The following is a 20,573-nucleotide window of genomic DNA, read 5'->3' as shown; positions in this document are numbered from 1 at the left end:
CTGTCCAGTAGTGGGCAGTAGTGGGCGGGGCTGAATTTTGGGCAATAAAAAGCCCGCTGGATCAGAGCGGGCTCGGGTAGTGCAGATAACAGGTGAAATTATGAGCAATGTAATTCAGATAAACAAGCCCCAGGGGTTTACCCGCATGGACAATGGAACGCTTGAGGCTATCGTCTCTGCCGACCTGTCAGGGCGTGAGTTGCGCGTTTTGATGGCACTGTATCGCCACACGATAGGATTCAACCGAGAAGCTGTCAGAGTGTCTGCAAGCTACCTGGCCGAAATGACCGGGCTGGCACGAGAGAATGTTTCTCGCGCTATAAGTGAGCTGTTGCGTCAGCGAGTTATCTACCGTGAAGGCGGTAGTCGTAGCCCGCTCGGAGTTTGCCAGCCTCGTGAATGGCGTATTGATCAGCCGTCCAGTGTGTCGAAAGCGTCACAGTGTGTCGAAAGGATCACACCCAGTGTGACAGTTCTGACACACAAGAAAGACACTAAAAACAAACCCCCTAATCTTCCTTCGGAAGATAAATCCCCCACGTTGGGAAAATCAAAGCCAACCCCGAAAGTCACGTTCACTGACGACGAGTTCCAAGTTGACCCCGCAGTGATCAACCGTTGGGCCAAAGCATACCCCGGCGTGAACCTTGATCGCGTGCTGGTCGACGCTGCGCAGTGGGTGCTGCTTGACGACAAGAACCGCAAGAAGAACTGGCAGGCGTTCCTGACCCGCTGGATCAAGCGCGAATTCGAGAAGCTGGACACCCTGGACGAAGGCGACGTGCCTGTCGACCGAATTATCGACCTGTACCACAGGGCCTGCCCGAACTTCGCCAAAGTCTCCTGCGCGGATGACCCGGTATTGCGTGGCCTGATCGTTGAGCGCTGGAACGAATCACCAGCACAGCAGCACGGCAAAGAGTTTTGGGTTCCGTTCTTTCGCAAAGCGAATCGCCGTAACCAGTTGTTCTACCGCGGTAGCAATACCGAGCCGCGGCTTGAGGCCATGCTGTCGCGCGCTAACTTCCGATCCATCGTGGAGGCTTCGCAATGATGTACCTGCAGAGCCTGGAAGCAGAGCACGCCGTTATCGGCGCAATGCTCATACAGCCCCACCTGATCGACGTGCTTAGCGATGATCTTGCGCCGGACGCGTTCTACTACGCCGCCAATGCGGACTTGTACCGGTTGATTTTGCAGGTTCACGACAAGGGCGGTCCTATCGACGTGATTGTGCTGGCAGAAGAGCGTGCACAGCTAGTCGACGGCACCCCGACGCTGGCCTACGCGGGCGAAATCCAGAAGAACACACCCAGCGCAGCGAACGCCAAGCGTTACGCACAGATCGTCCGTGACCGCGCTGTGGCTCGCCAGATCATCAGCGCCGCCACTTCAATCACTGACATTGCGAATGAAGAAATCAGCGTTGAGGACAAAGTGGCGCAGTCACAGGCGTTGATCCTCGGCATTGATGCTGGCGGCGGTGACGCTGAATGCCAGAGCGTTGGCGATATTCTCCGCGGGCATGTCGACGTTCTGGAAGAGCGCCACAGGCGAACGCTGGAAGGCGTAACGATTGACGGCCTGACTACCGGTATAGCGGACATCGATAAGTTCACGATGGGGCTCAAGCCAGGGCAGATGATTGTGCTGGCAGGGCGGCCTGCAATGGGCAAGACCACGCTGGCCATGAATATCGTCACCAACGTCGCAATCTCGGCAGGTAAGAACTGCTTGGTTGTCAGCCTGGAAATGAGCAAGGGCCAACTGATGGACCGCCTGCTTGCCTCGGTCGGCGGCATATCCATGAAGGCAGTCAAAGACGGGTCTTGCTGCGATCAAAACGGCACAGAGCTAAGCCTTGCCACGCTGAAGCTGCGAGACGCACCGATTGCTGTGTCTGACCTCCCTGTCATGTCGATGCCGCGCATTCGCTCTGTTGCTCGCCGCCAGTCTCACAAAATGGGCGGGCTGGATCTGATCGTTATCGACTACCTGGGGCTGGTGGAAGGCGAGGGGAAAGGCAGGGTGGATGACGTTACCACCATGTCGCGCCAGATCAAGCTGCTTGCGCGGGAGCTGAATGTTCCGGTGGTGGTGCTCTGCCAGCTCAATCGTAGTTGCGAGGCGCGGCCCGACAAGCGCCCTGTGCTTAGCGACCTTCGAGAGTCTGGCGCAATCGAGCAGGATGCGGACATCGTGATGTTCGTCTACCGGGACGAGGTGTATTACCCCGGATCAGAGCACAAGGGCATCGGCGAGGTCATCATTCGGAAAAACCGTGATGGCGAGATTGGCACGGCGTTCACCGGCTTCCAGGGTGATAAGTCTCGGTTTGTGCCGTTGGCCAAGGGCTACAGGTCGCCCGGCTCTGACATGGAGGCAGGGTTTTGAACGCCGCGATGCTGTACCGCCAGCGTAAAAAGCGGACTGTCTTCGAGCATGGCGGGTACCTGATGCGCTCGCACACGGAAACCGTGTGGGCAAAGCTGATGGATGCCGTTGGTATCCAGTACCAGTACGAGCCAGACCTGCTGCCGGTAGAGGGCGGCATGTACCTGCCCGACTTCAAGCTGGTGCTTTCGGAAATCTACCTGGAAGTTAAGGGCGACTACCCGACTGACGACGAAAAGCGCAAGGCTTCCGACGTCATGGACCGCACCGACAAGCATGTAATTTTCCTGATCGGCAAACCGGAGGTCGACCGCGGCGGCTTCTTCAATTGCCTGCTGATGATGCGCGGTCGCGCTGGCTGGTTTGACATCCCCCTGTACGACCTTGGCCGCCTCTTCCGTGCCGCGGCCGGTGACGTTGCGTGGATGAAAGTGACTCTGGCTATCCAGCCCAGCGATATGGATTGGGTTTACCCAATCTCCCACCTCGTTCATGAGTTTTTGCTGGGCCTGGGCGATAGAGCTGACCGCGAATACGCAACTCGCGAGCTGCACAAGCCTGTCAATCGGGCAAAGCTGGCGAACAGAAACCCATCCTCAATCGCTGAGCGCGGTATTGCCTGGGCTATGAATCGCTACCCGGCAAACCCCGAGCCTGCCAGGAGCAAAAGCGCATGAAACCCGCAAACGAACGCCAGCACATCCCCCGTGTGCAGCTTGAGCTCCGGGCCAAGATCGACGCAGCCAAGAAATGCATTCCGCCCGGCTTCGAGTACGAGCGCGGATCAGAGCCGCCCACCTTCAGCCGCGTGGGTGCCGGAATCAAATACCAGATCAATGAGCAGGGCTTTGTCGTCCAGCTCCAGCGGAGGGCTTGAGCATGGATAACGAGAAGAGCAGGGCGGAGTTTGAGAAATGGGCAGACGACAACGGATTTCGCATCGGAGAGAGGTCGCTGCTCTGGCTTGCCTGGAAAGCCTCTCGCGCCGCGCTGGTGGTGGAGTTGCCGCCATCCATAGACGAAGACGAGGACTGGCCATCTGACTGCTGGAACAACGCGGTTAATCATTGCGCACGATCTCTGCACGCAGCAGGCATCAAGACTACCGGCGAGACACGTCCGCCCCAGTGGAGTGGGTGGGCTTGCCAATACCCAGGGAAGATGCCGCGTCTGTACGGTGATCTATCGATTGCGAAGCTGAATTGCGACAGCGAGAACGGAGATCAGTTGATATTCCTGTCCGCCGTTTCCGCCACCGGCATCACGGTCAAGGAGGGTGTATGAGCAAGCTCAAGGTTGGGGATTTGGCGTTGATCGTTGGAGCTTACACGGTCACTCAGAACATTGGCAGACAGGTCGAGCTTGTAAGTTACGTTCCGCCGAATGGTTGCGTGTTTGTTCAGGACGGAGAGTTTGAGGCGGGACCAGAGGGGCTTTGGGTCGTAAGGGCTGATGGGCTGATTCGTAATGCAGAAGGCGGGCTTGTTGTAAGTGATCTTACTGGTTGCGCGCCTAACCATCTTATACCCCTACGCGGCGACTTCCAGCCCGAGCAAGAGCGCGAAACGGAGCTAAGCCAATGACCCCCAAATACCCACTAGACGAAGAGAAGGACAGCCCCGGCAGCGCCCTGAGCTCAGCAGCCTGGATAGTGTTCGTCCTGTTCATTCTGATTATGAGCATGCCGGAATGAATGAGCCAATGAAGCGCAAGCCGAAGCCAAAGCCGATGCCGGTCTATCTGCTGCTGCGGATGATGGTAGACCCGGCGACCGGCAACAAGCGCGCTGCGTTCGTCGCGGCGTCAGCAGCTGATGCGTCAATCCTCGCTGAGCGTAAGTACAAGCCCAACACGAAGATACGGGCAGAGCTGAAGCAGCCACGCAACAGCAAGTTCAACGGACTGGTGCATGGTCTCGGCAAAGTGCTGACGCAGAACATTGAGCGGTTCAGTCATCTGGACTCGCACGGCGCGGTTAAAGCGCTCCAGTTGGAGTCGGGCGTGTGCTGCGACCTGCAAGAGTTCGAGCTACCAAATATCGGTGCAATCACGTGCAAGATTCCGCAAAGCCTGGCGTATGACTCAATGCCCGAAGAGCAGTTTCAGCAGTTTTGGGCTGCCTGCTGCGAGCACCTGATTGCCAAGGACTGGCCCACGCTTACAGCCGAAAGGCTAACCGAAATGGCCGAGTTTGAAGGCTTCAAGGTGGCTGCGTGATCCACTTCAAGCCCCGCAAGCGCAAATGTGTCACCTGCAAAGCCGAGTACATGGCCCAGCGCCCAATGCAGAACGTGTGCACTGGCCTGTGTGGGCTGAAGCATGTGCAGAAGCAGAAGGATAAAGCGGCGGCGGCCAAGGCCAAGCGTGAGCGCATGGACTGTATGGCTCGGTTTGAGGCAGTTGATAAGAACGCCCGCCGCCTGCTGACGCTTCGTAAGAACCGCATTCAGGTTGAGCGGGAGCTGAGCTTGCTGGGCGACCTTGGGGCGCCGGTACGGGCGAGACTGAACAAGCTGATGAGCGAGGGCAAAGCGTGAGCGCAATGAGAACGGTAGGCGACGTGGTGAGCTGGTGGATTACGCGCATTGAAAATGACAGCACCCGGTCTCAGAAGTACCGAGACAGCATGGTGTGCCTGATGCGTAAGCATGTGCTGCCAAGGGTGGGCAAGCTGCCGCTGAAGAAGGTGGACCGCGTGGCGCTCGATGACAAGCTGATATTCCCAATGCACCAGGTGCTCGCGCCACGCAGCGTGCAGAAGGCTTTGCAGGGGTTACGTCAGGCATTCGGCATGGCTGAAGGGCAGGGGCGCATCGAGGACAACCCACTGAAGGGCACGACCTTCAGGGACTTTTACAAGGGCAAGTTGCGGCCAAAGCCCGCGCGGTTGTCTCGCGTGGATCTAGCCGGGCTGGTTCGCCAGCTGGTCGACCTGTTCAACGATGACCCCACCAAGGCGATGCTGCCGTTGATGATGCTGGCGCACGGCACCCGCATTGCGGAGACGCTGAAGGCCCGGTGGTCGCAAGTATCGCTTGATGAACGGGTGTGGGTGATACCAGAGGCCAACACCAAGAGCCGCCGCGAGCATGTATTGCCGTTAACGCCTCAAGTGTTAGGGCTGCTGGACAAGTACCGGCAGGCATTGCCCGACCCGCGCCTGAAGGCCGCTTGGGTTTTTTCGGTACGCGGCGGTAACTGCATGGCGGATACCAGCGCGCACGCCCTGTTCCGTGAGGTGAGTGGCCGGCAGTGGTCAAGCCATGACCTGCGCAAGCTGATGCGCTCTAGCCTGGCTGACATTGGCGTCGATCACATGGTGGGTGAACTGCTGATCAATCACACCTTGGGCGTGACCACTGAAACCTACCTGACCCGCGACATGATGGAACGACGTCGAGAGGCTTTAGAGCGTTGGCACGCGCGGCTTGATGAGCTGGGTTTTGCTGAGGCGCATGGTGCAAAAGTGGCTGTTCCTGCACTTCTTTCAAATGACGCGAAGCCAGAGCCAGCGGGCCTTTGCGCGTAATCCTGTATTTCTCTGTGGGGAGGATGAAGTTATGCGGAAAACAGCCAATTCAGTAACGAGAATGCAGGCGCTGGGCAGGTTGAAGGTTGGCAAGATGAACCAGACAGAGGCTGCATATTCACGCAAGCTTGAGCTGATGAAGGCGGCGGGGGAGATCGTCTGGTATCGCTTCGAGGGGCTGAAGTTTCGTCTTGCTGACAACACCTTCTATTCACCTGACTTTGCGGTGATGCGTGCAGACGGTGAGATTGAGATTCACGAGGTGAAAGGGCATTGGACTGATGATGCTCGGGTGAAGATCAAGGTAGCAGCGGATCAGTACCCATTCCGGTTTATCGCGGTAAAGAAGAAGGGCAGCGGCTGGGAGCGCGAACACTTTGACTGACTGGCCAGTGTGGGAGCGAGTAGGGGCAGGGATCGATATTTGGGAGACCGACGACGGCTACCGTCGCACTCTCAATGTAACGGGTGGTGTTGGGGTTTATATCGTGACGGGGCCGCGTGACGCGATGTTTACAAGCCATGACCCGGACGATCTGGACAAGTGCGTGATGATTCACAGAGAGGATGCGGCGTGAGCATAGCTAATAAAGCCACCGGCCTGCCGGACGTGTGCGACGTCTGCCAAGGCCGCGGAACAACAAAAGGCCTCTTCCATGACTTGGACTGTATCGAGTGTGACGGGGTGGGCTGGCAGCCCATGGCAGGGCAGGACATCACCAGGCAGCTAGGCCGGTGTCTCAGCAAGCAGATTGCCTTAACCAGGGTGCTGCAGCAGCTCACTGATGGACAAGATAAGCCGGTGGGTGCAGAGAAGCATTACCAGTCAAGCCCGCGCGATGGTGTGCGCGGTCACTACACGGGGGATTGACCATGGCTTTTGAGCGATCAACAGAGCAATTGCTAGAGCAGTGGGGGCTTTGGGTAACGCAGGGCTCAAGTGTTTCAGCTTGCCAATCTCCCGGCATGCGCCCGCTAGCCGCTATTACAGATGAGGAGGCACTGACTATCGATGGCTTAGTCGGAAGGCTGGGTAAGCGGTACCCAGAAGCTGGAGAGGTGCTTTTGCGCTATTACACTTCAGGGTGCTCTCTTATGGATGTTGGTCATCGCATGAGGGTTGGAGAGACCAAGGCTCGTCAAATGCTTAATGCCGGCATAGCTTGGGTAGATGGAGCCCTTGAGCCAAAGAGATTGGCAGCTTGATTTTCTGTTGACGTCCGCGCGGAGAAACTATATATTTTCAAGCACAGTGCGGTTTTGCCGCGTTGAAAGAACCCGTCCATTGAGGCGGGTTTTTTATGCCTGAATTTCAATGCTCCTTGCCTGACCCCATCAGGCCTTTTTATTCCAGTTTTCCAGTCATGCCGCGGCGCCTTTGCTTCCAGGCGGGTTAGCTCGTGGCCGTGACTGGGGATTCAACGATAGGACCCGTTATGCCAGATTCCCAGCAAGCAATCACAGAGGCGGCCAAGACGGTAGCAGAACTACCGCTGTGGCTGATCATTGTGCTGGCTATGGCGTCAGGCTTGAGCGGTGAAATGCTGCGAGCCTCCACCCTGGTTGATATGAGCTGGAAGCAGATAACCGCAAGGATATTCATGCGGTTCGGTGCTGCCGGGCTCGTGGGTTTCGGTACGTTTATGGCTGCGATGGCATTCAGCACCCATGTCTACCTGTCAGCAGCCATGTGCATATTCGCTGCGGTGCTGGGTGGGGATGTGGCGAGCAGTCTTATCGAGCGCTTTGCAGCCCGCAAGATTGATCAGGTAACGCCGCAGTGATTGAGATATTGCAGTCACGTGGGAATGTAGCTCAGGTGCTGCGGAAGGCGCAGTAATGGCCTGCAGTAGCTGCCAGCAGCGGCGAGAGTGGATAGCAAAGTGGTCACGCATTGCATGGGAGAGAGCACATGGAAGACCTGCTGATTCAGATGATCGAAGAGCAGCGCAAGACCAACGAACTGCTGCTGACACTGATCGAAGCTCTGGGCGAGGAAGAGAGCGAAGATCCTGAAGCACAGCCAGAGACTTACATGGATGGCACAAAGGTAGCCTGATGCCAATCAGATCACTCAAGCCATGCAACGCTGGCGGTTGCGGTGCGCTGGTGCGTGGTGAGCGTTACTGCGAAAAGCACGCTGATCTGGGTAAGGCCTGGGCAACGCGCAAAGGTTCTGGTCGGGGCGGCAGTAAGTGGCGAAGCAAAAGGCAGCGAGTATTTGAACGCGATGGTTATCTATGCCAGATATGCGCCGCTGCTGGACGTTTGAAATCAGTCACATTGCATGGCACCAACCACGGCGTCTGTGACCATCGTCTCGCACTTGCTGAGGGTGGGGCGGATGAAGACACCAACCTGCAGACAATCTGCCAGCAGTGCGACCAGGAGAAGACCCAGCGGGAGTCGCAAAGGGGGAGGGGTGGGGTAAAAGTCTAGGAAGGCCAGCACCGACACCGCGCCCTCAGTCTTTTTTTCACGCCCGCGAAATTAAAAATTCGGAAGTTGAGCCATGACCGGAACCGCGAAGGTGCCAGGTCGGGGCCGAAAGGCGAAGCCCACAGCCCGCAAAAAGCTGGCCGGCAATCCCGGCAAGCGTGCACTGAACAACGATGAACCTGAGTTCTCGCAGGTAACCAATATCGATCCGCCAGAGTGGATGACGGATCGGGCGCAGACAATGTGGTGCATGCTCATTCCTGAGCTGTTGCGCGAGAAAGTCCTTTGCATTACCGACCTGCACAACGTCGAGGCGTTCTGTTCGGCTTATGACAAGTGGCGCATGGCTGAAGAATCTGTGCAGCAGTTCGGCATAGTGGTCGAGAGCTCCCAAGGCAGCCCGATGAAGAACCCGGCACTTACAGCAGCCAACGAGGCCATGCGGCAGATGGCGACATTCGGGGCGCTGCTTGGGCTGGACCCATCCAGCCGCGGGAGGCTGACAGGGGGTAAAAAGAAAACTGGCGATAATCCTTTCGCCTCATTGCTCGGATAGATCATGGCCACTACCCACCCGAACGTCGACAAGGCGATGAAGTGGGGTAGAGACGTATTGCGCGGCAAGGTGCCGGTTTGCCGTTACATCATGCTCGCGGTGCAGCGCCATTTTGATGACGTGGCCCGCAGCAAGACAAAGGCTTTCCCGTACAAGTTTGATCCGTGCAAGGCAGAGAAAAAGGTAAAGCTGATACAGCTGCTGCCGCACACTAAAGGTGAGTGGGCATACAAACGGCAGTTGGTCACGCTTGAACCGTGGCAGTTGTTTGGCAAGGCCGTCACTTTTGGCTGGGTCCGTAAGGCCCCCAGAAACAAGCCAAGCTATCGGCGCTTTCGTGAAAGCTATTGGGAGGTGCCCCGTAAAAACGGTAAGTCAGTGATCGGCGCGGGCGTAGGTATCGCCATGTTTACCGCTGATGATGAATTCGGCGCAGAAGTGTATAGCGGGGCCACCACCGAGAAGCAGGCGTGGGAAGTATTCAGACCAGCCCGGCTGATGGTAAAGCGTTCGCCGATGTTGGTTGAGCACGCCGGGATCGAAGTTAATGCCTCCAATATGAACCGGCCTGATGACGGTAGCCGCTTCGAGCCGCTAATAGGTAACCCCGGCGACGGTGCTTCGCCAAGCTGCGCGATTGTGGATGAGTACCACGAGCATGATACAGCGGTGCTGTATGAAACCATGCTCACTGGTATGGGCGCCCGCCGGCAGCCGCTGATGTTCATCATTACTACCGCTGGATCAAATATCGAAGGCCCGTGTTACGACAAACGCCGCCAGGTGATCGAGATGCTGGAGGGCATCAGCCCTGATGAAGAGCTTTTCGGTTGGATATGGACCATTGACGAGGGCGATGACTGGACCGACCCAAAGGTTTTGGCCAAGGCCAATCCAAATATCGGTGTGTCAGTCTTCCAGGACTACCTCGAAAGCCAGCAGCAGCGCGCCATTCGCAGCGCAAGATTCACCAACACCTTTAAAACCAAGCATCTCAATGTGTGGACCAGCGCCAAAACAGCGTTTATCAACCTTGAGAATTGGAAGGCCTGTGAAGATAACAGCTTGACGCTTGAGAGCTTTGAGGGACAGGAGACAGTTCTCGCGTTCGACTTGGCCAGAAAGCTGGACATGAACAGCATGGCCAGACTGTTCACTCGAATGATTGACGGCAAGCGCCACTATTACTCGATTGAGCCTAAGTTCTGGGTACCCGAAGACACGGTAAAAGACTCAGATAATCAGCGCATGGCTGAGCGCTATCAGAAATGGGTGAACACCGGCGAGCTTATTGAAACCCCTGGGGCGGAAGTTGACTACAGGGAAATACTCGCTGAGGCCCAGGAAGCGAACAAGCAGAACCCGGTGACCCAAAGCGGGATTGACCCGCATGGTGCAACGGGCCTCTCGCACGAGATGGAAGACGAAGGCCTCACGCCGGTCGTCATTACCCAGAACTACACGAACATGAGCGACCCCATGAAAGAGCTGGAGGCCGCCATAGAATCTGGTCGGTTCCATCATGATGGTCACCCGATCATGACGTGGTGCGTTAGCAACGTGGTTGCCAAGTATCTGCCGGGTAATGACGACGTAATGCGACCCATCAAGCAGCACCCAGACAACAAGATTGACGGCGCTGTAGCGCTGATCATGGCTATTGGCCGCGCAATGCTCGCCGAAGATGGCGGCAACTTTAACGACTTTCTACGGAATCCAATCATCGCATGAAGACGAAAGCCAAAAAGCCAGGCCGCGTTCGCGCCGCCGTGCTCGGCTGGTTGGGTGTTCCGATCAGTCTCACAGACGATGCATTTTGGGCAAACTTTGGCACCACGGCTGCTGGTCAGCAGGTGAACGAGAAGTCAGTTATGCAGCTCTCTGCTGTGTGGGCTTGCGCGCGGATAATCGCAGAAACAATATCTACCCTGCCGCTTGGGCTTTACGAGCGCACGAGCACCGGCCGCAAGCCAGCAACTGATCATCCGCTCTATCAGCTTATCCATGCCAGGCCTAACGCCGGAACCACTTCCGCCGTGTACTGGGAGGCAATGATTGTCGCCATGCTGATGCGCGGCAACGGCATCGCAGAAATGAAGATGATTGGTCGCCGCCTAGTTGCCTTGGAGTTTCTTGTGCCGGGCCGGCTGAATGTCGGCAGAGATTCAAAGGGTAACCGCCGATACCGTTACACCGACAACGACGGTACCCAACGCGATATCCCAGCAAACAGAATTTTCCGCATTCCTGGCTTCACGACTGACGGTGATTGGGGTCTGTCTGCCATTGAATACGGAGCCAATGTTTTTGGCTCTGCTCTCGCTTCAGGCAATGCCGCCAACAGCACGTTCGAGCGTGGCCTGTCCCCGACAGTCGCGTTCATGATGGACAAGTTTCTTAACAAGGATCAGAGAACCGAGTTCAGAGAAAACCTGAAAGAGATATCCGGCGCCATAAATGCCGGGCAGTCGCCTCTGCTTGAGGGCGGCATGAAGGCTGAGCCTATCGGCATTAACCCCAAGGACGCCCAACTGCTGGAGTCACGTTCATTCAGCGTAGAAGAGATATGCCGCTGGTTTCGGGTGCCGCCGTTCATGGTCGGGCATTCCGAAAAATCCACTAGCTGGGGCACGGGTATTGAGCAGCAGATGATCGGCTTTCTCACGTTCACCCTGCGGCCTTGGTTGACGCGCATCGAGCAGGCAATCAATAAGGATCTGCTGAGCCCTGTAGAGCAGATGACCTATTACGCAGAGTTCAGCATTGAAGGCCTGCTGCGCGCTGACAGCGCCGGCCGCGGTGCGTTTTTGGCTTCGATGGTCGACCACGGCTTGATGACTCGGGACGAAGGCAGGTCAAAAGAAAACCTTCCCCCCAAGGGTGGCAACGCCGACGTGTTAACCGTACAGACCGCACTCATACCAATCGACAAGCTGGGCGACAGCAAAGGAAACAACGATGCGTAGAAAACTACCCGCAGCGCGCGCTGGCGCGCCTATGCCTGGCTTACGCTTTGACCTATCACCATCAGCGCTCGATCGCTGGAACCCTTCAATTCAGGCCGCCGCCAGCGAAGACAACACTATTAGCGTGTTCGATGTTATCGGTCAGGACTACTGGAGCGGCGAAGGCGTGACTGCCAAGCGCATTGCTGGCGCCTTGCGTGCCATCGGTGACGGCGATGTGGTGGTTAATATCAACAGCCCTGGTGGCGATATGTTTGAAGGTCTGGCCATCTACAACCTTCTGCGCGAGCACCCCGGCAATGTGACCGTGAAGGTGCTGGGCGTTGCCGCTTCCGCCGCTTCGATTATCGCCATGGCTGGCAACGAGGTACAGGTGGCGCGTGCTGGGTTCCTGATGATCCACAACGCCTGGATATTCGCAGCTGGCAACCGCAATGACTTCCGCGAATTCGCCGACTACCTCGAGCCGTTCGACGCATCAATGGCGGACATCTACGCCGCCCGCACTGGCGAGCAGATCGAGTCCGTACAAAAAATGATGGACGCAGAAACGTGGATTGGTGGGGCCGCTGCGGTAGAAAAAGGCTTTGCTGAATCCCTGCTGCCTTCCGACGAAATAGAAAAGGGCGAGGAAAAGCCGGCGGCTCTGGCTGTGCGCCGCATGGAGAACGCGCTGCGTTCCTCTGGCATTCCCCGCTCTGAGGCCATGCGCCTCATATCTGAGTTCAAGGCCTCCCTGCGAGATGCGGGTGGTAACGATGAGCGTGATGCCATCCCGGCTGGTCGCAAGCCAGTCAAATTGAAGGCAGAACCGCTGCCTGAAATTACTTTCCCCGCATAAACGGAGCACTACCTATGAAGATGAAACTTTCTGCCGCCTTTGTGCTGGCAGTGATCTGCCTTGCCGCGCTGGTGCCGGTGACCTTTGGCGTAGATATGGCAACCATTTCAGCTTCGGCTGCAATCGTCGCTTGCTCTACATTCCTGATTGAACGCTCAACCGTCTCTCGTCGCGCCGCTCACATGCAGTATGGGCGAGCCGGTGAAGACGAAATCGATGTTGAAAAAGAATACAAAAACGTGCAGGCCAACCTGAAGAAGGTAGGTGACGACTTGCGCACGTATGCTGAGCAGTCGGAGAAAGAACTTAAGAACCAGTCGAAGCTCTCCGATGAAACTAAGGCCAGCGTCGACAAGCTCCTGACTGCCCAGGGCGAGCTGAATGCGCGACTGCAAGCAGCCGAGCAGTTGATGGTTAAGATGGAAGATGGTGGTGGGCGCCACGAGCCCAAGTCCATGGGCCAAGAGTTCATTGATACGGAAGGCTTCGCCGAGTTCGCAGCGCGCGCTTCCGGTGGCAACAAGGGAAGCTTCAGCGCCAACATCAAGGCCGCCATTACCAGCTTGGACAGCTCTGCCGGCAACCTGATTGAGCCAGCCCGCGTTGGTATGATTCAGCCTACCCGCCAGCGTCTGTTCCTGCGTGACTTGCTTAGCTGGGGCCGCACCACCTCAAACTCCATCGAGTACGTGCGCGAAACCGGTTTCACCAACAACGCCAACGTTGTTTCTGAAAACCCGGCCAATCCAAAGCCTGAGTCTGATCTGAGCTTTGAGCTGGATACCGATCCGGTCGCCACCATCGCTCACTGGGTGCGTGCTTCGCGTCAGGTGCTTTCCGATGCCAGCATGCTGCAGAGCTACATCGACGGCCGCTTGCGCTATGGCCTGAAGCTGAAAGAAGAGGCTCAACTGCTGAAGGGTTCTGGCGTAGGCTTGAACCTGAATGGCCTCTACACCCAAGCCACTGCATACGCCAACCCCGGCGTTACCGTGCAGGCCGAGACAGCTATCGACCGCCTGCGTATCGCATTGCTGCAAGTCACCCTGGCTGAGTATGAGGCGGACGGCATTGTGCTGAGCCCCATCGATTGGGCGGCCATTGAGCTCACAAAAACTACTGATAACCAGTACCTGTTCACTACGCCAACTGGTTTGGCTGTGCCTGGTCTGTGGAGTCGCCCGGTTGTGCCTACCCAAGCAATGGATGCCGGCGACTACCTGGTTGGTTCTTTCCAGCAGGGCGCCCAGGGCTGGGATCGTGAAGATATCTCGGTAACGGTCTCGACCGAAGACCGCGACAACTTCGTGAAAAACATGGTCACCATCCTCTGCGAAGAGCGTGTTGGTCTCTCAGTCTACCGACCTGAAGCGTTTGTTAAGGGCGACTTCAGCGGTCTGCCTGCTTCGGCATAAGGCAACCCAACCATGCAGCGGGGCGTCTGGCCCCGCTGCATATCAGGAGAATTAACATGCCAGAAGTTACTGCTCTGCATTCATTCGACCATAACGGCGTAAAGCGCCGCGGTCAGGTCTGGGATGCCAGCGAATCGGAAACCGTTCAGCTCGAGCGCGCGGGCCTGGTTAAGCGTCGAGATAATACCGCCATCCCCCCGAAGGCCACTGGCAAGAAGTTGTCTGCATCGCCAGCGGTCCCAGCCTCACCCAAGCAGACGTCGACCAAATCAAAGCGTGGCGCCAAGAGCAAGACGGCCGCGCCGTCATCGTCACCAACACCAGCTACCGAATAGCGCCGTGGGCTGACGTGCTTTATGCCATGGATCGTCCTTGGTGGAAGCAGCACTACAGCGAGGTGCTGCGGTTGTTTAAGGGTCGCTTACTTACGGTAAGTGACTGGGGAAAAAGAACCGAGCGGGTGATTGGCGAGTTTGGCGGAAACTCTGGTGCTGGCGCTATGTGCCTGGCCGCAGAGTGGGGCGCCCGCCGGGTGATCATGGTCGGCTATGACTGCGAATACGCCCCGGACGGTAAGCGCCATTGGCACGGAGACCACCCCAAGGCGCTGGGCAATTGCGTGAGTATTGGGAAGTTCCCGACCCAGTTCGCCAGGATCGTTTCACAGCTATCAGCCTGCGAAGTGCTTAACGCTAGCCGTCACAGCATTCTGGATTTTTGGCCCCGCATTGAACTGGAGAAGGCGCTTGCCATCAAGTAAACCTGTCACGCGCGTTTGCGTATTGCGGTCCGGCGGAGAATACAAGCCAGCCCACGTTCAGTGGCTGGCCCGCCAGGTGCCGGGTTTAGTATGCCTGTCTGATGTAGAGGTGCCGGGCGTGCCGGTGGTGCCCATGCAGCATGACTTCCCTGGCTGGTGGTCAAAGATAGAGCTATTCAGCAACGCAATACCCGGCGACTTGTTGTATTTCGATCTGGACACCGTGGTGCTGGGCGATGTTGAAGCGCTCGAAGCGGTAGGCCAGACAACCATGCTGAGCGACTTTTACCGGCTGAACCAACCAGCTAGCGGGCTGATGTATATCGCTCAGCAAGACAAGCAAGCGGTATGGAATGCCTGGATTAAAAACCCGGAAGCGCACATGAATCGCTGTCGCACCACGCAGCACTGGGGCGATCAAGGCTTTCTGCGCGATGTGCTGCCCTGCAAGCGCTGGCAGGATCTCATGCCCGGCGCCATCGTCTCGTTCAAGGTCCATTGCAAAAGCGGCGTTCCTGCTGGCGCTCAAGTAGTTTGCTTTCATGGCCAGCCCCGTCCATGGGCTGCCAACCAATCATGGGTACCGTCATGCTGATTGAGCTTGAAGACATTAAGCGTCACCTGCGGCTTGATCTGTTGCCAGATTCTGAGGCCGATCCAGAGCTAGAGAGCATGCTGGATGCTGCAGTTGATCACGCGAGCCAATTAATCGGTCGCTCTATCCCTTGGCATGCGCCAGAGGGGAATATTGTGGCATCTGAGCCTGAGACAATCTTCCCCTCAAGCGTGCGCGCCGCAATTCTGTTGATCATTGGCGATCTATATGAGAACCGAGAAGGCCAGGTGGCGGGCGTAACTCTAGACGAGAACCCAGCGGTAATCCGCATGCTGCACTTTTATCGCATTGGGCTAGGTGTATGAGAGCCGGCCCGCTGCGCCACCGGATCACGTTCCAATCACCGGGGCTTGTTCAGGATAGCGATAGCGGTGAAATGGTCGAAGGTTGGGCGGATGTGTGGCGCGGCGTTGCTGCGCGCGTTGAGCCACTGTCAGTTAAGGACTTGATAGCCGCTCAAGCGAACCAGTCTCAACTATCGGCTCGAATTGTGATTCGCTATCGAGAAGGTGTACTGCCAACCATGCGAATCCTTTACCGCAGCAAAATATACAACATCGAAGGTCCGGCTCTGCCCGATCCAAAGACTGGCCGTGAGTACCTAACACTTGCCGTATCCGAAGGCCTCAACAATGGTTGATACCACTCAATGGGATATAGGCGGCCTTGCCGAGGTGTTGGGCAAATTCGAGGCGGTCGAGCAAGACCTCAAATACAAGGGCGGGCGCTTTGCTTTGCGCAAGGCTGCCCAGCTTGTGCGCAATAAGGCCAAGCAGAACGCTGCAGGGCTGGACGATCCAGCCACCGCCGAAGATATCGCGAAGAACATTGTCGAGCGCTGGTCGAACCGCCGATTCAAGGCAACCGGCGATCTAATGTTTCGAGTTGGTGTAATGGGTGGCGCGGGCGGAAGCGCAACCTCTGACTCACTGCAGGGTTTGCCAGGCAAAGATACCCGGCACTGGCGCTATCTTGAATTCGGCTCAGCCAATACCGCAGCAACGCCATTCATGCGCCGGTCACTTTCCGACAACATTGCAGCCGCCATCAGTGAGTTCGGCGACCAATACGAAAAGAAAATGGACCGGGCCATTAAGGCCGCGAAGAAGAAGGCCGGCACCCTATGAGCATGTATGCTCCCATATTCAAGGTATGCGCTGCATCACCGGCGGTTACCGCGATGCTAGGCACCTCGCCGGTGCGTCTATGGCCATTCGGCGAGGCGCCGGAGGGCACGCCAACACCTTATGCCGTCTGGCAAGGGATTGGCGGAAACCCAGAGAACTACATAAATCAGCGGCCGGATATCGATAGCTTTGACTTGCAGGTCGATGTCTACGCAGATACCGCTACAGCAGCCCGCAATATTGCCGAGGCTCTGCGCGATGCTGTAGAGCATCACGCCCATATCACCAGCTGGCGCGGCGAGCGCCGAGACCCAGATACAAAGCGATACCGCTTTTCGTTCGACCTTGAATGGTTTGTTGAGCGCTAAGTGAGCAACCCCAACGACCCGCCTAGAGCGGGTTTTTTATTGCCTGAAAACCCGCTAGGAGAAACATCATGGCTATGAAGACTCAAGGCACGCAGCTTTATGCGCGCGTACCCTCTATCGCCGATCCCGCAGTAATGCAGATCATTAACATTGAGTGCATGAACAACTTCAATGGCGGTGGGAATCCCTCTGACCAGATCGTTGTGGAATGCCTTGATAAAACCACGCGTGAGTACTTGCGAGGCATGCGCACGCCCGGACAGGCAACCTTTACTATCGATGCTGATCCGCGAAGCGAGTCACACGTCCGCCTCCACCAGATGGCTGAAGACGATGACGAAGCATACGACAATATCGAGTTTGCTCTCGGTTGGTCAGATGGTAAGGATATCCCGCCAACCCTGGATAGCTCCGGTGACTTCGTTGTGCCAACCACTCGAACTTGGTTTATGTTTAACGGCAACGTCGCAGACTTCCCGTTCGACTTTGCCGCCAACACTACCGTAAAAACTGCTGTCGCTATCCAGCGCTCCGGCCCTGCGGTATGGATCCGTAAGGTACTACCATGAACCTGACCATCGACAACCTCAAAGCAGCGGGCGCCTTCACGGGCGCCCCTGTGGCGAAAGAAATCACGCTGCCTGATGGAGAAGCCAAGGCAACGGTCTACGTTCGCCGCATTGGTTATGCAGCTGCTATTTCGGATATCACCGCATCGGCCAGCAAGTCTGACCCCATTGCCGGGCGCATTGCCTCAAGTATTTGTGACGCCGAAGGCAAGCCGGTTTTCTCTGTTGGCGACATTACTGGCGAGGCGGACCCTGAGCGCGGCCCCATGAACCGCGATCTGGTTATGGAGCTACTGCGCGTTATGGGTGAGGTAAACGGCGCGGGAAAGACGAAGAGCTGAGCGAACTGGACGAGTTCTGGCATGAGCTCGTCCTGTGCGGGGTGGGAGGTTCCACCATCGCTGAAGCCCAGCAGCGGCTTGGCTATCAGGAAGCGCTGCAATGGATGAAATACCGAAGGCTTCGCGGCGGCTTCAACCTGGGTATGCGTGTAGAGCGAGGATCAGCACAGCTTTCAACGCTCTATGCGAACACGCACAGCAAGAACGGCGGTTACAAGATTTACGACTTCATGCCGCACATGGAAGAGCCGCCGATGACTCTGGAGCAGGCGATGGACATGTGGAAGTAGGCAATCTTAATCTCGCTTCTTTATGGGGCGGGAGTCCAGCTGGCGAAGAATGCTTTCCATGGCACTATTCAGCCTCTGTTGCGATTCGAGCACGTTTTTCATCTGATCTGCAGTAGTGTCGGGCAGGCCGATAGGGCTCTGGAAGCTCTCTTCGAGGCGAGCGATTATCTCAGCCGTGGCGGAGCGCCTGTTTTCCGAAGCCGCTTCAGCTACTTTGTCGCGGAGCTCTGCGGGTATGCGGAGATTGAACTGTGGGTCAGACCTGCTCATGGAGTTCCAGTGTCAATTTATAGGTAATTAAATAAAGAATGCATCACCGTGGTGTTGACAGCAATGCATCACGGTTATACATTGATCACACATACCACGGTGATGCATAGGAGAAGTCGATGAAAGTTAGAGATATGGCGCAGGTTATTGTCCGTTTGAAGCCAGAGGCTAAGGAGTGGCTCTCTAATAAGGCAAGCAAAGAAGAGCGGAGCCAGAATTGGCTTGTATCGAGAATGATTGAAGAGGCTATGAAGCGGGATGAGCAACCAAATCAAGCATAAAAAAAGCCCCAGCGTGCAGGCTGGGGCTTCGGATAACGTCGAAACTACAAAGGATCAAAACGTCATGAAGAATAATAGCACAGCAAAATCCAATGTCATCCCGTTTCGCAACGCCGAGCTTATGTTGATCGAGAGGGGCGGCGTCCCATTCGTACCCATGAAGCCGGTAGTAGAAGGAATGGGGCTCGACTGGAGCACTCAGCACAGAAAGCTGCAAGGCGGGCGATTCAGTTCAGTCATGGTCATGATGACCACAACTGGAAAAGACGGTAAGCGCTATGAAGTATCTTGCCTTCCGTTACGCAAGTTAACTGGGTGGCTGATGTCAATTCATGCCAACAAGGTAAAGCCTGAGCTACGAGAAAATGTCATAGCCTTCCAGGATGAATGCGACGATGCGCTTTGGGCCTACTGGAATGAGGGTGTTGCAGTCAACCCTAGAGCGACAGGACTGACGCCAGAGCAGCAACGCCACGTACAGCAGCGAGTAGCAGATCTGGCGGCTGGTGATCGCGGCAAGTTTGCCAAGATATACCGCAGCATTAAAGATCGCTTCATGGTCGGCACCTATAAGGATATACCCGAGTCGAGCTACAACGATCTTTGCTCCATGCTGATGTGTACGCCGCTGGATGGCGAATGGCTCGGCAAGGAAAAGCCAGCGGCCCCCAAGCCTCCGCTGAACATTCACTACCCGCTGGATGCGCTGACTTGTCGTCGGCCCGGAATGTTGACGCCGTACAACGACAATCACGAGACGCTGCAAGTCACGCTGGAAGACCTGAGCAGCCCGCGAACATCATTCTGCGAAATGATACTTTCTGAGCTGAGCCGCAACGGTTACGCAGTAGAGGCTGCATGGTGGGAGTTCCGCACCTATCGCAACAAGTTTGAGGCGTTCCGGGGCTTGGTGCATAACCTCGGAAACACCATTGAAGAGCCTCAAAACTACGTTGTGAATCGTAACGCGCTGCCCGCATAAACCAAGCGGTACTACCGAACCCAGCCAAGCGCTGGGTTTTGGTGCTGGTCTGCGCTACATTCTCCCTATCTATCAGGGAGGAGCACTATGGCTGTTATAAAATGTCACGATTGCGGTGGGCAGGTATCAAGAAGTGCTAAGGCATGCCCGCACTGCGGCGCGAAAGTAAAGAAGAAGGTTGGAATCTTAGGATGGCTTTTTGTTTTGTTTGTTGTGCTTCCCATAGCGTGGTCTATCGGGACAGGAACAAGCAAAACTGGCCAGCCGGAGGTCGGCAGGCCCGGCGCTGACAGTAAGGCCGTTTCAAGCGTCGATGCGGCGAGCACTAAGATTACGTCTTCGTGGCGACATGCGGAATATGTCGACAGTATGACGGATGAGAAGTCAGAAACGCTTTCGCTGAAATCTGCTAACGGCGCTCAATTCGAGTTTCCGTATAACGTAAGGGGTGGGTCGTTCTTAACCCTGACCTTCCGCAAGAAAGGAGGCGACTTTGACGCTTACATGGTCGTGGATAAGGGGCAGATGCTTTGCGGTATCCGTGATTGCAAATTCAGCCTTCGTATCGGTGATGGAGAAGTGCAAACTTGGACGGGCTTAAGATCATCGACACACGAAAGCGACATGATGTTTGTGCGCGATGCGAAACAGCTTGAGAGCATCGTTGCGAGGGGCGGATCATTGCGGATAGGGCTTGAGTTTTTTCAGGCCGGGACAAGGACATTCGAGTTTGAGTCGGCCGATTACCCCGGATTCGACTAGAAACAATATTACTTAAACCCGCTTCGGCGGGTTTTTTTATGCCCGATATTAAGCCCGCCAAGTGCGG

At 56.3% G+C, this 20,573-nt stretch carries 33 protein-coding genes; 32 read left to right on the top strand and 1 reads right to left on the bottom strand.

From position 1 onward, the window contains the following. Positions 1-100: 100 nt before the first annotated feature. From AC1XYH_RS14125 to AC1XYH_RS13985, 29 genes are all read left to right on the top strand, one after another. The gene (locus tag AC1XYH_RS14125; protein ID WP_483323801.1) at positions 101-1,054 is read left to right on the top strand and encodes a replication protein; all 954 of its coding nucleotides are present in this window, start codon (positions 101-103) and stop codon (positions 1,052-1,054) included. Next, a complete protein-coding gene (gene dnaB / locus AC1XYH_RS14120) occupies positions 1,051-2,394 on the top strand; it encodes a replicative DNA helicase (RefSeq protein WP_483323800.1) in 1,344 nt (447 codons plus the stop codon). The genes AC1XYH_RS14125 and dnaB overlap by 4 nt, the downstream gene beginning before the upstream one ends. Further along, a complete protein-coding gene (locus AC1XYH_RS14115; RefSeq protein WP_483323799.1) occupies positions 2,391-3,071 on the top strand; it encodes a PDDEXK family nuclease in 681 nt (226 codons plus the stop codon). The genes dnaB and AC1XYH_RS14115 overlap by 4 nt, the downstream gene beginning before the upstream one ends. Next, positions 3,068-3,271, top strand: a complete 204-nt coding sequence (locus AC1XYH_RS14110; RefSeq protein WP_483323798.1) for a hypothetical protein — start codon at positions 3,068-3,070, stop codon at positions 3,269-3,271. Before AC1XYH_RS14115 ends, AC1XYH_RS14110 begins: the two co-directional genes overlap by 4 nt. A gap of 2 nt (positions 3,272-3,273) precedes the next feature. Beyond that, positions 3,274-3,678: a phiTE_015 family protein gene (locus tag AC1XYH_RS14105; protein ID WP_483323797.1), complete on the top strand. Its 405-nt coding sequence runs from the start codon at positions 3,274-3,276 to the stop codon at positions 3,676-3,678. Beyond that, positions 3,675-3,977 (top strand): hypothetical protein, encoded by a 303-nt coding sequence (locus AC1XYH_RS14100; RefSeq protein WP_483323796.1) that lies wholly within the window; start codon positions 3,675-3,677, stop codon positions 3,975-3,977. The genes AC1XYH_RS14105 and AC1XYH_RS14100 overlap by 4 nt, the downstream gene beginning before the upstream one ends. A 118-nt stretch (positions 3,978-4,095) precedes the next feature. Further along, on the top strand, positions 4,096-4,611 hold the full coding sequence (locus AC1XYH_RS14095) for a hypothetical protein (RefSeq protein WP_483323795.1): 516 nt from the start codon (positions 4,096-4,098) through the stop codon (positions 4,609-4,611). Continuing rightward, positions 4,608-4,931 carry a hypothetical protein gene (locus AC1XYH_RS14090; RefSeq protein ID WP_483323794.1) on the top strand — a complete coding sequence of 108 codons (324 nt, stop codon included), beginning with the start codon at positions 4,608-4,610 and terminating at the stop codon, positions 4,929-4,931. Before AC1XYH_RS14095 ends, AC1XYH_RS14090 begins: the two co-directional genes overlap by 4 nt. A gap of 5 nt (positions 4,932-4,936) precedes the next feature. Further along, positions 4,937-5,923 carry a tyrosine-type recombinase/integrase gene (locus tag AC1XYH_RS14085; RefSeq protein WP_483323793.1) on the top strand — a complete coding sequence of 329 codons (987 nt, stop codon included), beginning with the start codon at positions 4,937-4,939 and terminating at the stop codon, positions 5,921-5,923. A gap of 31 nt (positions 5,924-5,954) precedes the next feature. After that, positions 5,955-6,308, top strand: coding sequence for a DUF1064 domain-containing protein (locus AC1XYH_RS14080; RefSeq protein WP_483323792.1), 354 nt, complete (start codon positions 5,955-5,957; stop codon positions 6,306-6,308). A gap of 488 nt (positions 6,309-6,796) precedes the next feature. Next, positions 6,797-7,129, top strand: coding sequence for an antiterminator Q family protein (locus AC1XYH_RS14075; protein WP_483323791.1), 333 nt, complete (start codon positions 6,797-6,799; stop codon positions 7,127-7,129). 230 nt (positions 7,130-7,359) lie between these two features. Next, complete coding sequence (locus AC1XYH_RS14070; RefSeq protein ID WP_483323790.1) at positions 7,360-7,707, top strand: phage holin family protein; 348 nt, start codon at positions 7,360-7,362, stop codon at positions 7,705-7,707. Positions 7,708-7,835: 128 nt separating this feature from the next. Beyond that, the gene (locus AC1XYH_RS14065) at positions 7,836-7,982 is read left to right on the top strand and encodes a hypothetical protein (protein ID WP_483323789.1); all 147 of its coding nucleotides are present in this window, start codon (positions 7,836-7,838) and stop codon (positions 7,980-7,982) included. Further along, positions 7,982-8,362, top strand: coding sequence for an HNH endonuclease (locus AC1XYH_RS14060; protein WP_483323788.1), 381 nt, complete (start codon positions 7,982-7,984; stop codon positions 8,360-8,362). The genes AC1XYH_RS14065 and AC1XYH_RS14060 overlap by 1 nt, the downstream gene beginning before the upstream one ends. Before the next feature lie 73 nt (positions 8,363-8,435). Beyond that, on the top strand, positions 8,436-8,918 hold the full coding sequence (locus AC1XYH_RS14055) for a phage terminase small subunit P27 family (RefSeq protein ID WP_483323787.1): 483 nt from the start codon (positions 8,436-8,438) through the stop codon (positions 8,916-8,918). A gap of 3 nt (positions 8,919-8,921) precedes the next feature. Next, entirely contained in the window at positions 8,922-10,649 is a 1,728-nt protein-coding gene (locus AC1XYH_RS14050; protein WP_483323786.1) for a terminase large subunit, read from the top strand. Beyond that, entirely contained in the window at positions 10,646-11,884 is a 1,239-nt protein-coding gene (locus AC1XYH_RS14045) for a phage portal protein (RefSeq protein ID WP_483323785.1), read from the top strand. Before AC1XYH_RS14050 ends, AC1XYH_RS14045 begins: the two co-directional genes overlap by 4 nt. Beyond that, a complete protein-coding gene (locus AC1XYH_RS14040; RefSeq protein ID WP_483323784.1) occupies positions 11,877-12,725 on the top strand; it encodes a head maturation protease, ClpP-related in 849 nt (282 codons plus the stop codon). Before AC1XYH_RS14045 ends, AC1XYH_RS14040 begins: the two co-directional genes overlap by 8 nt. Before the next feature lie 14 nt (positions 12,726-12,739). Beyond that, positions 12,740-14,140, top strand: a complete 1,401-nt coding sequence (locus tag AC1XYH_RS14035; RefSeq protein ID WP_483323783.1) for a phage major capsid protein — start codon at positions 12,740-12,742, stop codon at positions 14,138-14,140. 56 nt (positions 14,141-14,196) lie between these two features. Next, a complete protein-coding gene (locus tag AC1XYH_RS14030) occupies positions 14,197-14,475 on the top strand; it encodes a hypothetical protein (protein ID WP_483323782.1) in 279 nt (92 codons plus the stop codon). A 26-nt stretch (positions 14,476-14,501) separates the two neighbouring features. Then, positions 14,502-14,900 carry a hypothetical protein gene (locus AC1XYH_RS14025; RefSeq protein ID WP_483323781.1) on the top strand — a complete coding sequence of 133 codons (399 nt, stop codon included), beginning with the start codon at positions 14,502-14,504 and terminating at the stop codon, positions 14,898-14,900. After that, a complete protein-coding gene (locus AC1XYH_RS14020) occupies positions 14,887-15,495 on the top strand; it encodes a hypothetical protein (protein ID WP_483323780.1) in 609 nt (202 codons plus the stop codon). The genes AC1XYH_RS14025 and AC1XYH_RS14020 overlap by 14 nt, the downstream gene beginning before the upstream one ends. Then, positions 15,489-15,821 (top strand): head-tail connector protein, encoded by a 333-nt coding sequence (locus AC1XYH_RS14015; RefSeq protein WP_483323779.1) that lies wholly within the window; start codon positions 15,489-15,491, stop codon positions 15,819-15,821. The genes AC1XYH_RS14020 and AC1XYH_RS14015 overlap by 7 nt, the downstream gene beginning before the upstream one ends. Continuing rightward, complete coding sequence (locus AC1XYH_RS14010) at positions 15,818-16,156, top strand: phage head closure protein (protein WP_483323778.1); 339 nt, start codon at positions 15,818-15,820, stop codon at positions 16,154-16,156. Before AC1XYH_RS14015 ends, AC1XYH_RS14010 begins: the two co-directional genes overlap by 4 nt. Then, positions 16,149-16,643 (top strand): HK97-gp10 family putative phage morphogenesis protein, encoded by a 495-nt coding sequence (locus AC1XYH_RS14005; protein ID WP_483323777.1) that lies wholly within the window; start codon positions 16,149-16,151, stop codon positions 16,641-16,643. The genes AC1XYH_RS14010 and AC1XYH_RS14005 overlap by 8 nt, the downstream gene beginning before the upstream one ends. A 2-nt stretch (positions 16,644-16,645) precedes the next feature. After that, positions 16,646-17,011 carry a DUF3168 domain-containing protein gene (locus AC1XYH_RS14000; RefSeq protein ID WP_483326388.1) on the top strand — a complete coding sequence of 122 codons (366 nt, stop codon included), beginning with the start codon at positions 16,646-16,648 and terminating at the stop codon, positions 17,009-17,011. Between the two features lie 68 nt (positions 17,012-17,079). Beyond that, positions 17,080-17,580: a phage tail tube protein gene (locus tag AC1XYH_RS13995; protein WP_483323776.1), complete on the top strand. Its 501-nt coding sequence runs from the start codon at positions 17,080-17,082 to the stop codon at positions 17,578-17,580. After that, a complete protein-coding gene (locus AC1XYH_RS13990) occupies positions 17,577-17,921 on the top strand; it encodes a phage tail assembly chaperone family protein, TAC (RefSeq protein WP_483323775.1) in 345 nt (114 codons plus the stop codon). The genes AC1XYH_RS13995 and AC1XYH_RS13990 overlap by 4 nt, the downstream gene beginning before the upstream one ends. 41 nt (positions 17,922-17,962) lie before the next feature. Continuing rightward, positions 17,963-18,211, top strand: coding sequence for a phage tail assembly protein T (locus AC1XYH_RS13985; RefSeq protein ID WP_483323774.1), 249 nt, complete (start codon positions 17,963-17,965; stop codon positions 18,209-18,211). 6 nt (positions 18,212-18,217) lie between these two features. On the opposite strand, the gene AC1XYH_RS13980 is transcribed toward AC1XYH_RS13985, so the two are convergent. Further along, positions 18,218-18,481 (bottom strand): Arc family DNA-binding protein, encoded by a 264-nt coding sequence (locus AC1XYH_RS13980; RefSeq protein WP_483323773.1) that lies wholly within the window; start codon positions 18,479-18,481, stop codon positions 18,218-18,220. 119 nt (positions 18,482-18,600) lie between these two features. Between AC1XYH_RS13980 and AC1XYH_RS13975 the strand changes: the two genes are divergently transcribed. From AC1XYH_RS13975 to AC1XYH_RS13965, 3 genes are all read left to right on the top strand, one after another. Then, complete coding sequence (locus AC1XYH_RS13975; RefSeq protein ID WP_483323772.1) at positions 18,601-18,762, top strand: hypothetical protein; 162 nt, start codon at positions 18,601-18,603, stop codon at positions 18,760-18,762. After that, on the top strand, positions 18,740-19,744 hold the full coding sequence (locus AC1XYH_RS13970; protein WP_483323771.1) for a phage antirepressor N-terminal domain-containing protein: 1,005 nt from the start codon (positions 18,740-18,742) through the stop codon (positions 19,742-19,744). The genes AC1XYH_RS13975 and AC1XYH_RS13970 overlap by 23 nt, the downstream gene beginning before the upstream one ends. 87 nt (positions 19,745-19,831) lie before the next feature. Then, positions 19,832-20,506, top strand: a complete 675-nt coding sequence (locus AC1XYH_RS13965; RefSeq protein WP_483323770.1) for a hypothetical protein — start codon at positions 19,832-19,834, stop codon at positions 20,504-20,506. Positions 20,507-20,573: the final 67 nt, after the last annotated feature.

The organism is Pseudomonas sp. GW-45, assembly GCF_056896675.1.
The sequence above is the reverse complement of the archived record's forward strand: the minus strand, read 5'-3'. Positions and strand labels throughout refer to the sequence as shown.

What these genes read in the sequence shown, in the direction of transcription:
- AC1XYH_RS14125 (WP_483323801.1), top strand. Translation starts at nt 101, where the DNA reads ATGAGCAATGTAATTCAGATAAACAAGCCCCAGGGGTTTACCCGCATG.
- AC1XYH_RS14010 (WP_483323778.1), top strand. Translation starts at nt 15,818, where the DNA reads ATGAGAGCCGGCCCGCTGCGCCACCGGATCACGTTCCAATCACCGGGG.
- AC1XYH_RS14065 (WP_483323789.1), top strand. Translation starts at nt 7,836, where the DNA reads ATGGAAGACCTGCTGATTCAGATGATCGAAGAGCAGCGCAAGACCAAC.
- AC1XYH_RS14105 (WP_483323797.1), top strand. Translation starts at nt 3,274, where the DNA reads ATGGATAACGAGAAGAGCAGGGCGGAGTTTGAGAAATGGGCAGACGAC.
- AC1XYH_RS14060 (WP_483323788.1), top strand. Translation starts at nt 7,982, where the DNA reads ATGCCAATCAGATCACTCAAGCCATGCAACGCTGGCGGTTGCGGTGCG.
- AC1XYH_RS14030 (WP_483323782.1), top strand. Translation starts at nt 14,197, where the DNA reads ATGCCAGAAGTTACTGCTCTGCATTCATTCGACCATAACGGCGTAAAG.
- AC1XYH_RS13970 (WP_483323771.1), top strand. Translation starts at nt 18,740, where the DNA reads ATGAGCAACCAAATCAAGCATAAAAAAAGCCCCAGCGTGCAGGCTGGG.
- AC1XYH_RS14070 (WP_483323790.1), top strand. Translation starts at nt 7,360, where the DNA reads ATGCCAGATTCCCAGCAAGCAATCACAGAGGCGGCCAAGACGGTAGCA.
- dnaB (WP_483323800.1), top strand. Translation starts at nt 1,051, where the DNA reads ATGATGTACCTGCAGAGCCTGGAAGCAGAGCACGCCGTTATCGGCGCA.
- AC1XYH_RS13975 (WP_483323772.1), top strand. Translation starts at nt 18,601, where the DNA reads ATGAAAGTTAGAGATATGGCGCAGGTTATTGTCCGTTTGAAGCCAGAG.
- AC1XYH_RS14110 (WP_483323798.1), top strand. Translation starts at nt 3,068, where the DNA reads ATGAAACCCGCAAACGAACGCCAGCACATCCCCCGTGTGCAGCTTGAG.
- AC1XYH_RS14025 (WP_483323781.1), top strand. Translation starts at nt 14,502, where the DNA reads ATGGATCGTCCTTGGTGGAAGCAGCACTACAGCGAGGTGCTGCGGTTG.
- AC1XYH_RS14005 (WP_483323777.1), top strand. Translation starts at nt 16,149, where the DNA reads ATGGTTGATACCACTCAATGGGATATAGGCGGCCTTGCCGAGGTGTTG.
- AC1XYH_RS13965 (WP_483323770.1), top strand. Translation starts at nt 19,832, where the DNA reads ATGGCTGTTATAAAATGTCACGATTGCGGTGGGCAGGTATCAAGAAGT.
- AC1XYH_RS14100 (WP_483323796.1), top strand. Translation starts at nt 3,675, where the DNA reads ATGAGCAAGCTCAAGGTTGGGGATTTGGCGTTGATCGTTGGAGCTTAC.
- AC1XYH_RS14050 (WP_483323786.1), top strand. Translation starts at nt 8,922, where the DNA reads ATGGCCACTACCCACCCGAACGTCGACAAGGCGATGAAGTGGGGTAGA.
- AC1XYH_RS13995 (WP_483323776.1), top strand. Translation starts at nt 17,080, where the DNA reads ATGGCTATGAAGACTCAAGGCACGCAGCTTTATGCGCGCGTACCCTCT.
- AC1XYH_RS14000 (WP_483326388.1), top strand. Translation starts at nt 16,646, where the DNA reads ATGTATGCTCCCATATTCAAGGTATGCGCTGCATCACCGGCGGTTACC.
- AC1XYH_RS13980 (WP_483323773.1), bottom strand. Translation starts at nt 18,481, where the DNA reads ATGAGCAGGTCTGACCCACAGTTCAATCTCCGCATACCCGCAGAGCTC.
- AC1XYH_RS14055 (WP_483323787.1), top strand. Translation starts at nt 8,436, where the DNA reads ATGACCGGAACCGCGAAGGTGCCAGGTCGGGGCCGAAAGGCGAAGCCC.
- AC1XYH_RS14045 (WP_483323785.1), top strand. Translation starts at nt 10,646, where the DNA reads ATGAAGACGAAAGCCAAAAAGCCAGGCCGCGTTCGCGCCGCCGTGCTC.
- AC1XYH_RS14015 (WP_483323779.1), top strand. Translation starts at nt 15,489, where the DNA reads ATGCTGATTGAGCTTGAAGACATTAAGCGTCACCTGCGGCTTGATCTG.
- AC1XYH_RS14095 (WP_483323795.1), top strand. Translation starts at nt 4,096, where the DNA reads ATGAAGCGCAAGCCGAAGCCAAAGCCGATGCCGGTCTATCTGCTGCTG.
- AC1XYH_RS14075 (WP_483323791.1), top strand. Translation starts at nt 6,797, where the DNA reads ATGGCTTTTGAGCGATCAACAGAGCAATTGCTAGAGCAGTGGGGGCTT.
- AC1XYH_RS14080 (WP_483323792.1), top strand. Translation starts at nt 5,955, where the DNA reads ATGCGGAAAACAGCCAATTCAGTAACGAGAATGCAGGCGCTGGGCAGG.
- AC1XYH_RS14085 (WP_483323793.1), top strand. Translation starts at nt 4,937, where the DNA reads ATGAGAACGGTAGGCGACGTGGTGAGCTGGTGGATTACGCGCATTGAA.
- AC1XYH_RS13990 (WP_483323775.1), top strand. Translation starts at nt 17,577, where the DNA reads ATGAACCTGACCATCGACAACCTCAAAGCAGCGGGCGCCTTCACGGGC.
- AC1XYH_RS14040 (WP_483323784.1), top strand. Translation starts at nt 11,877, where the DNA reads ATGCGTAGAAAACTACCCGCAGCGCGCGCTGGCGCGCCTATGCCTGGC.
- AC1XYH_RS14035 (WP_483323783.1), top strand. Translation starts at nt 12,740, where the DNA reads ATGAAGATGAAACTTTCTGCCGCCTTTGTGCTGGCAGTGATCTGCCTT.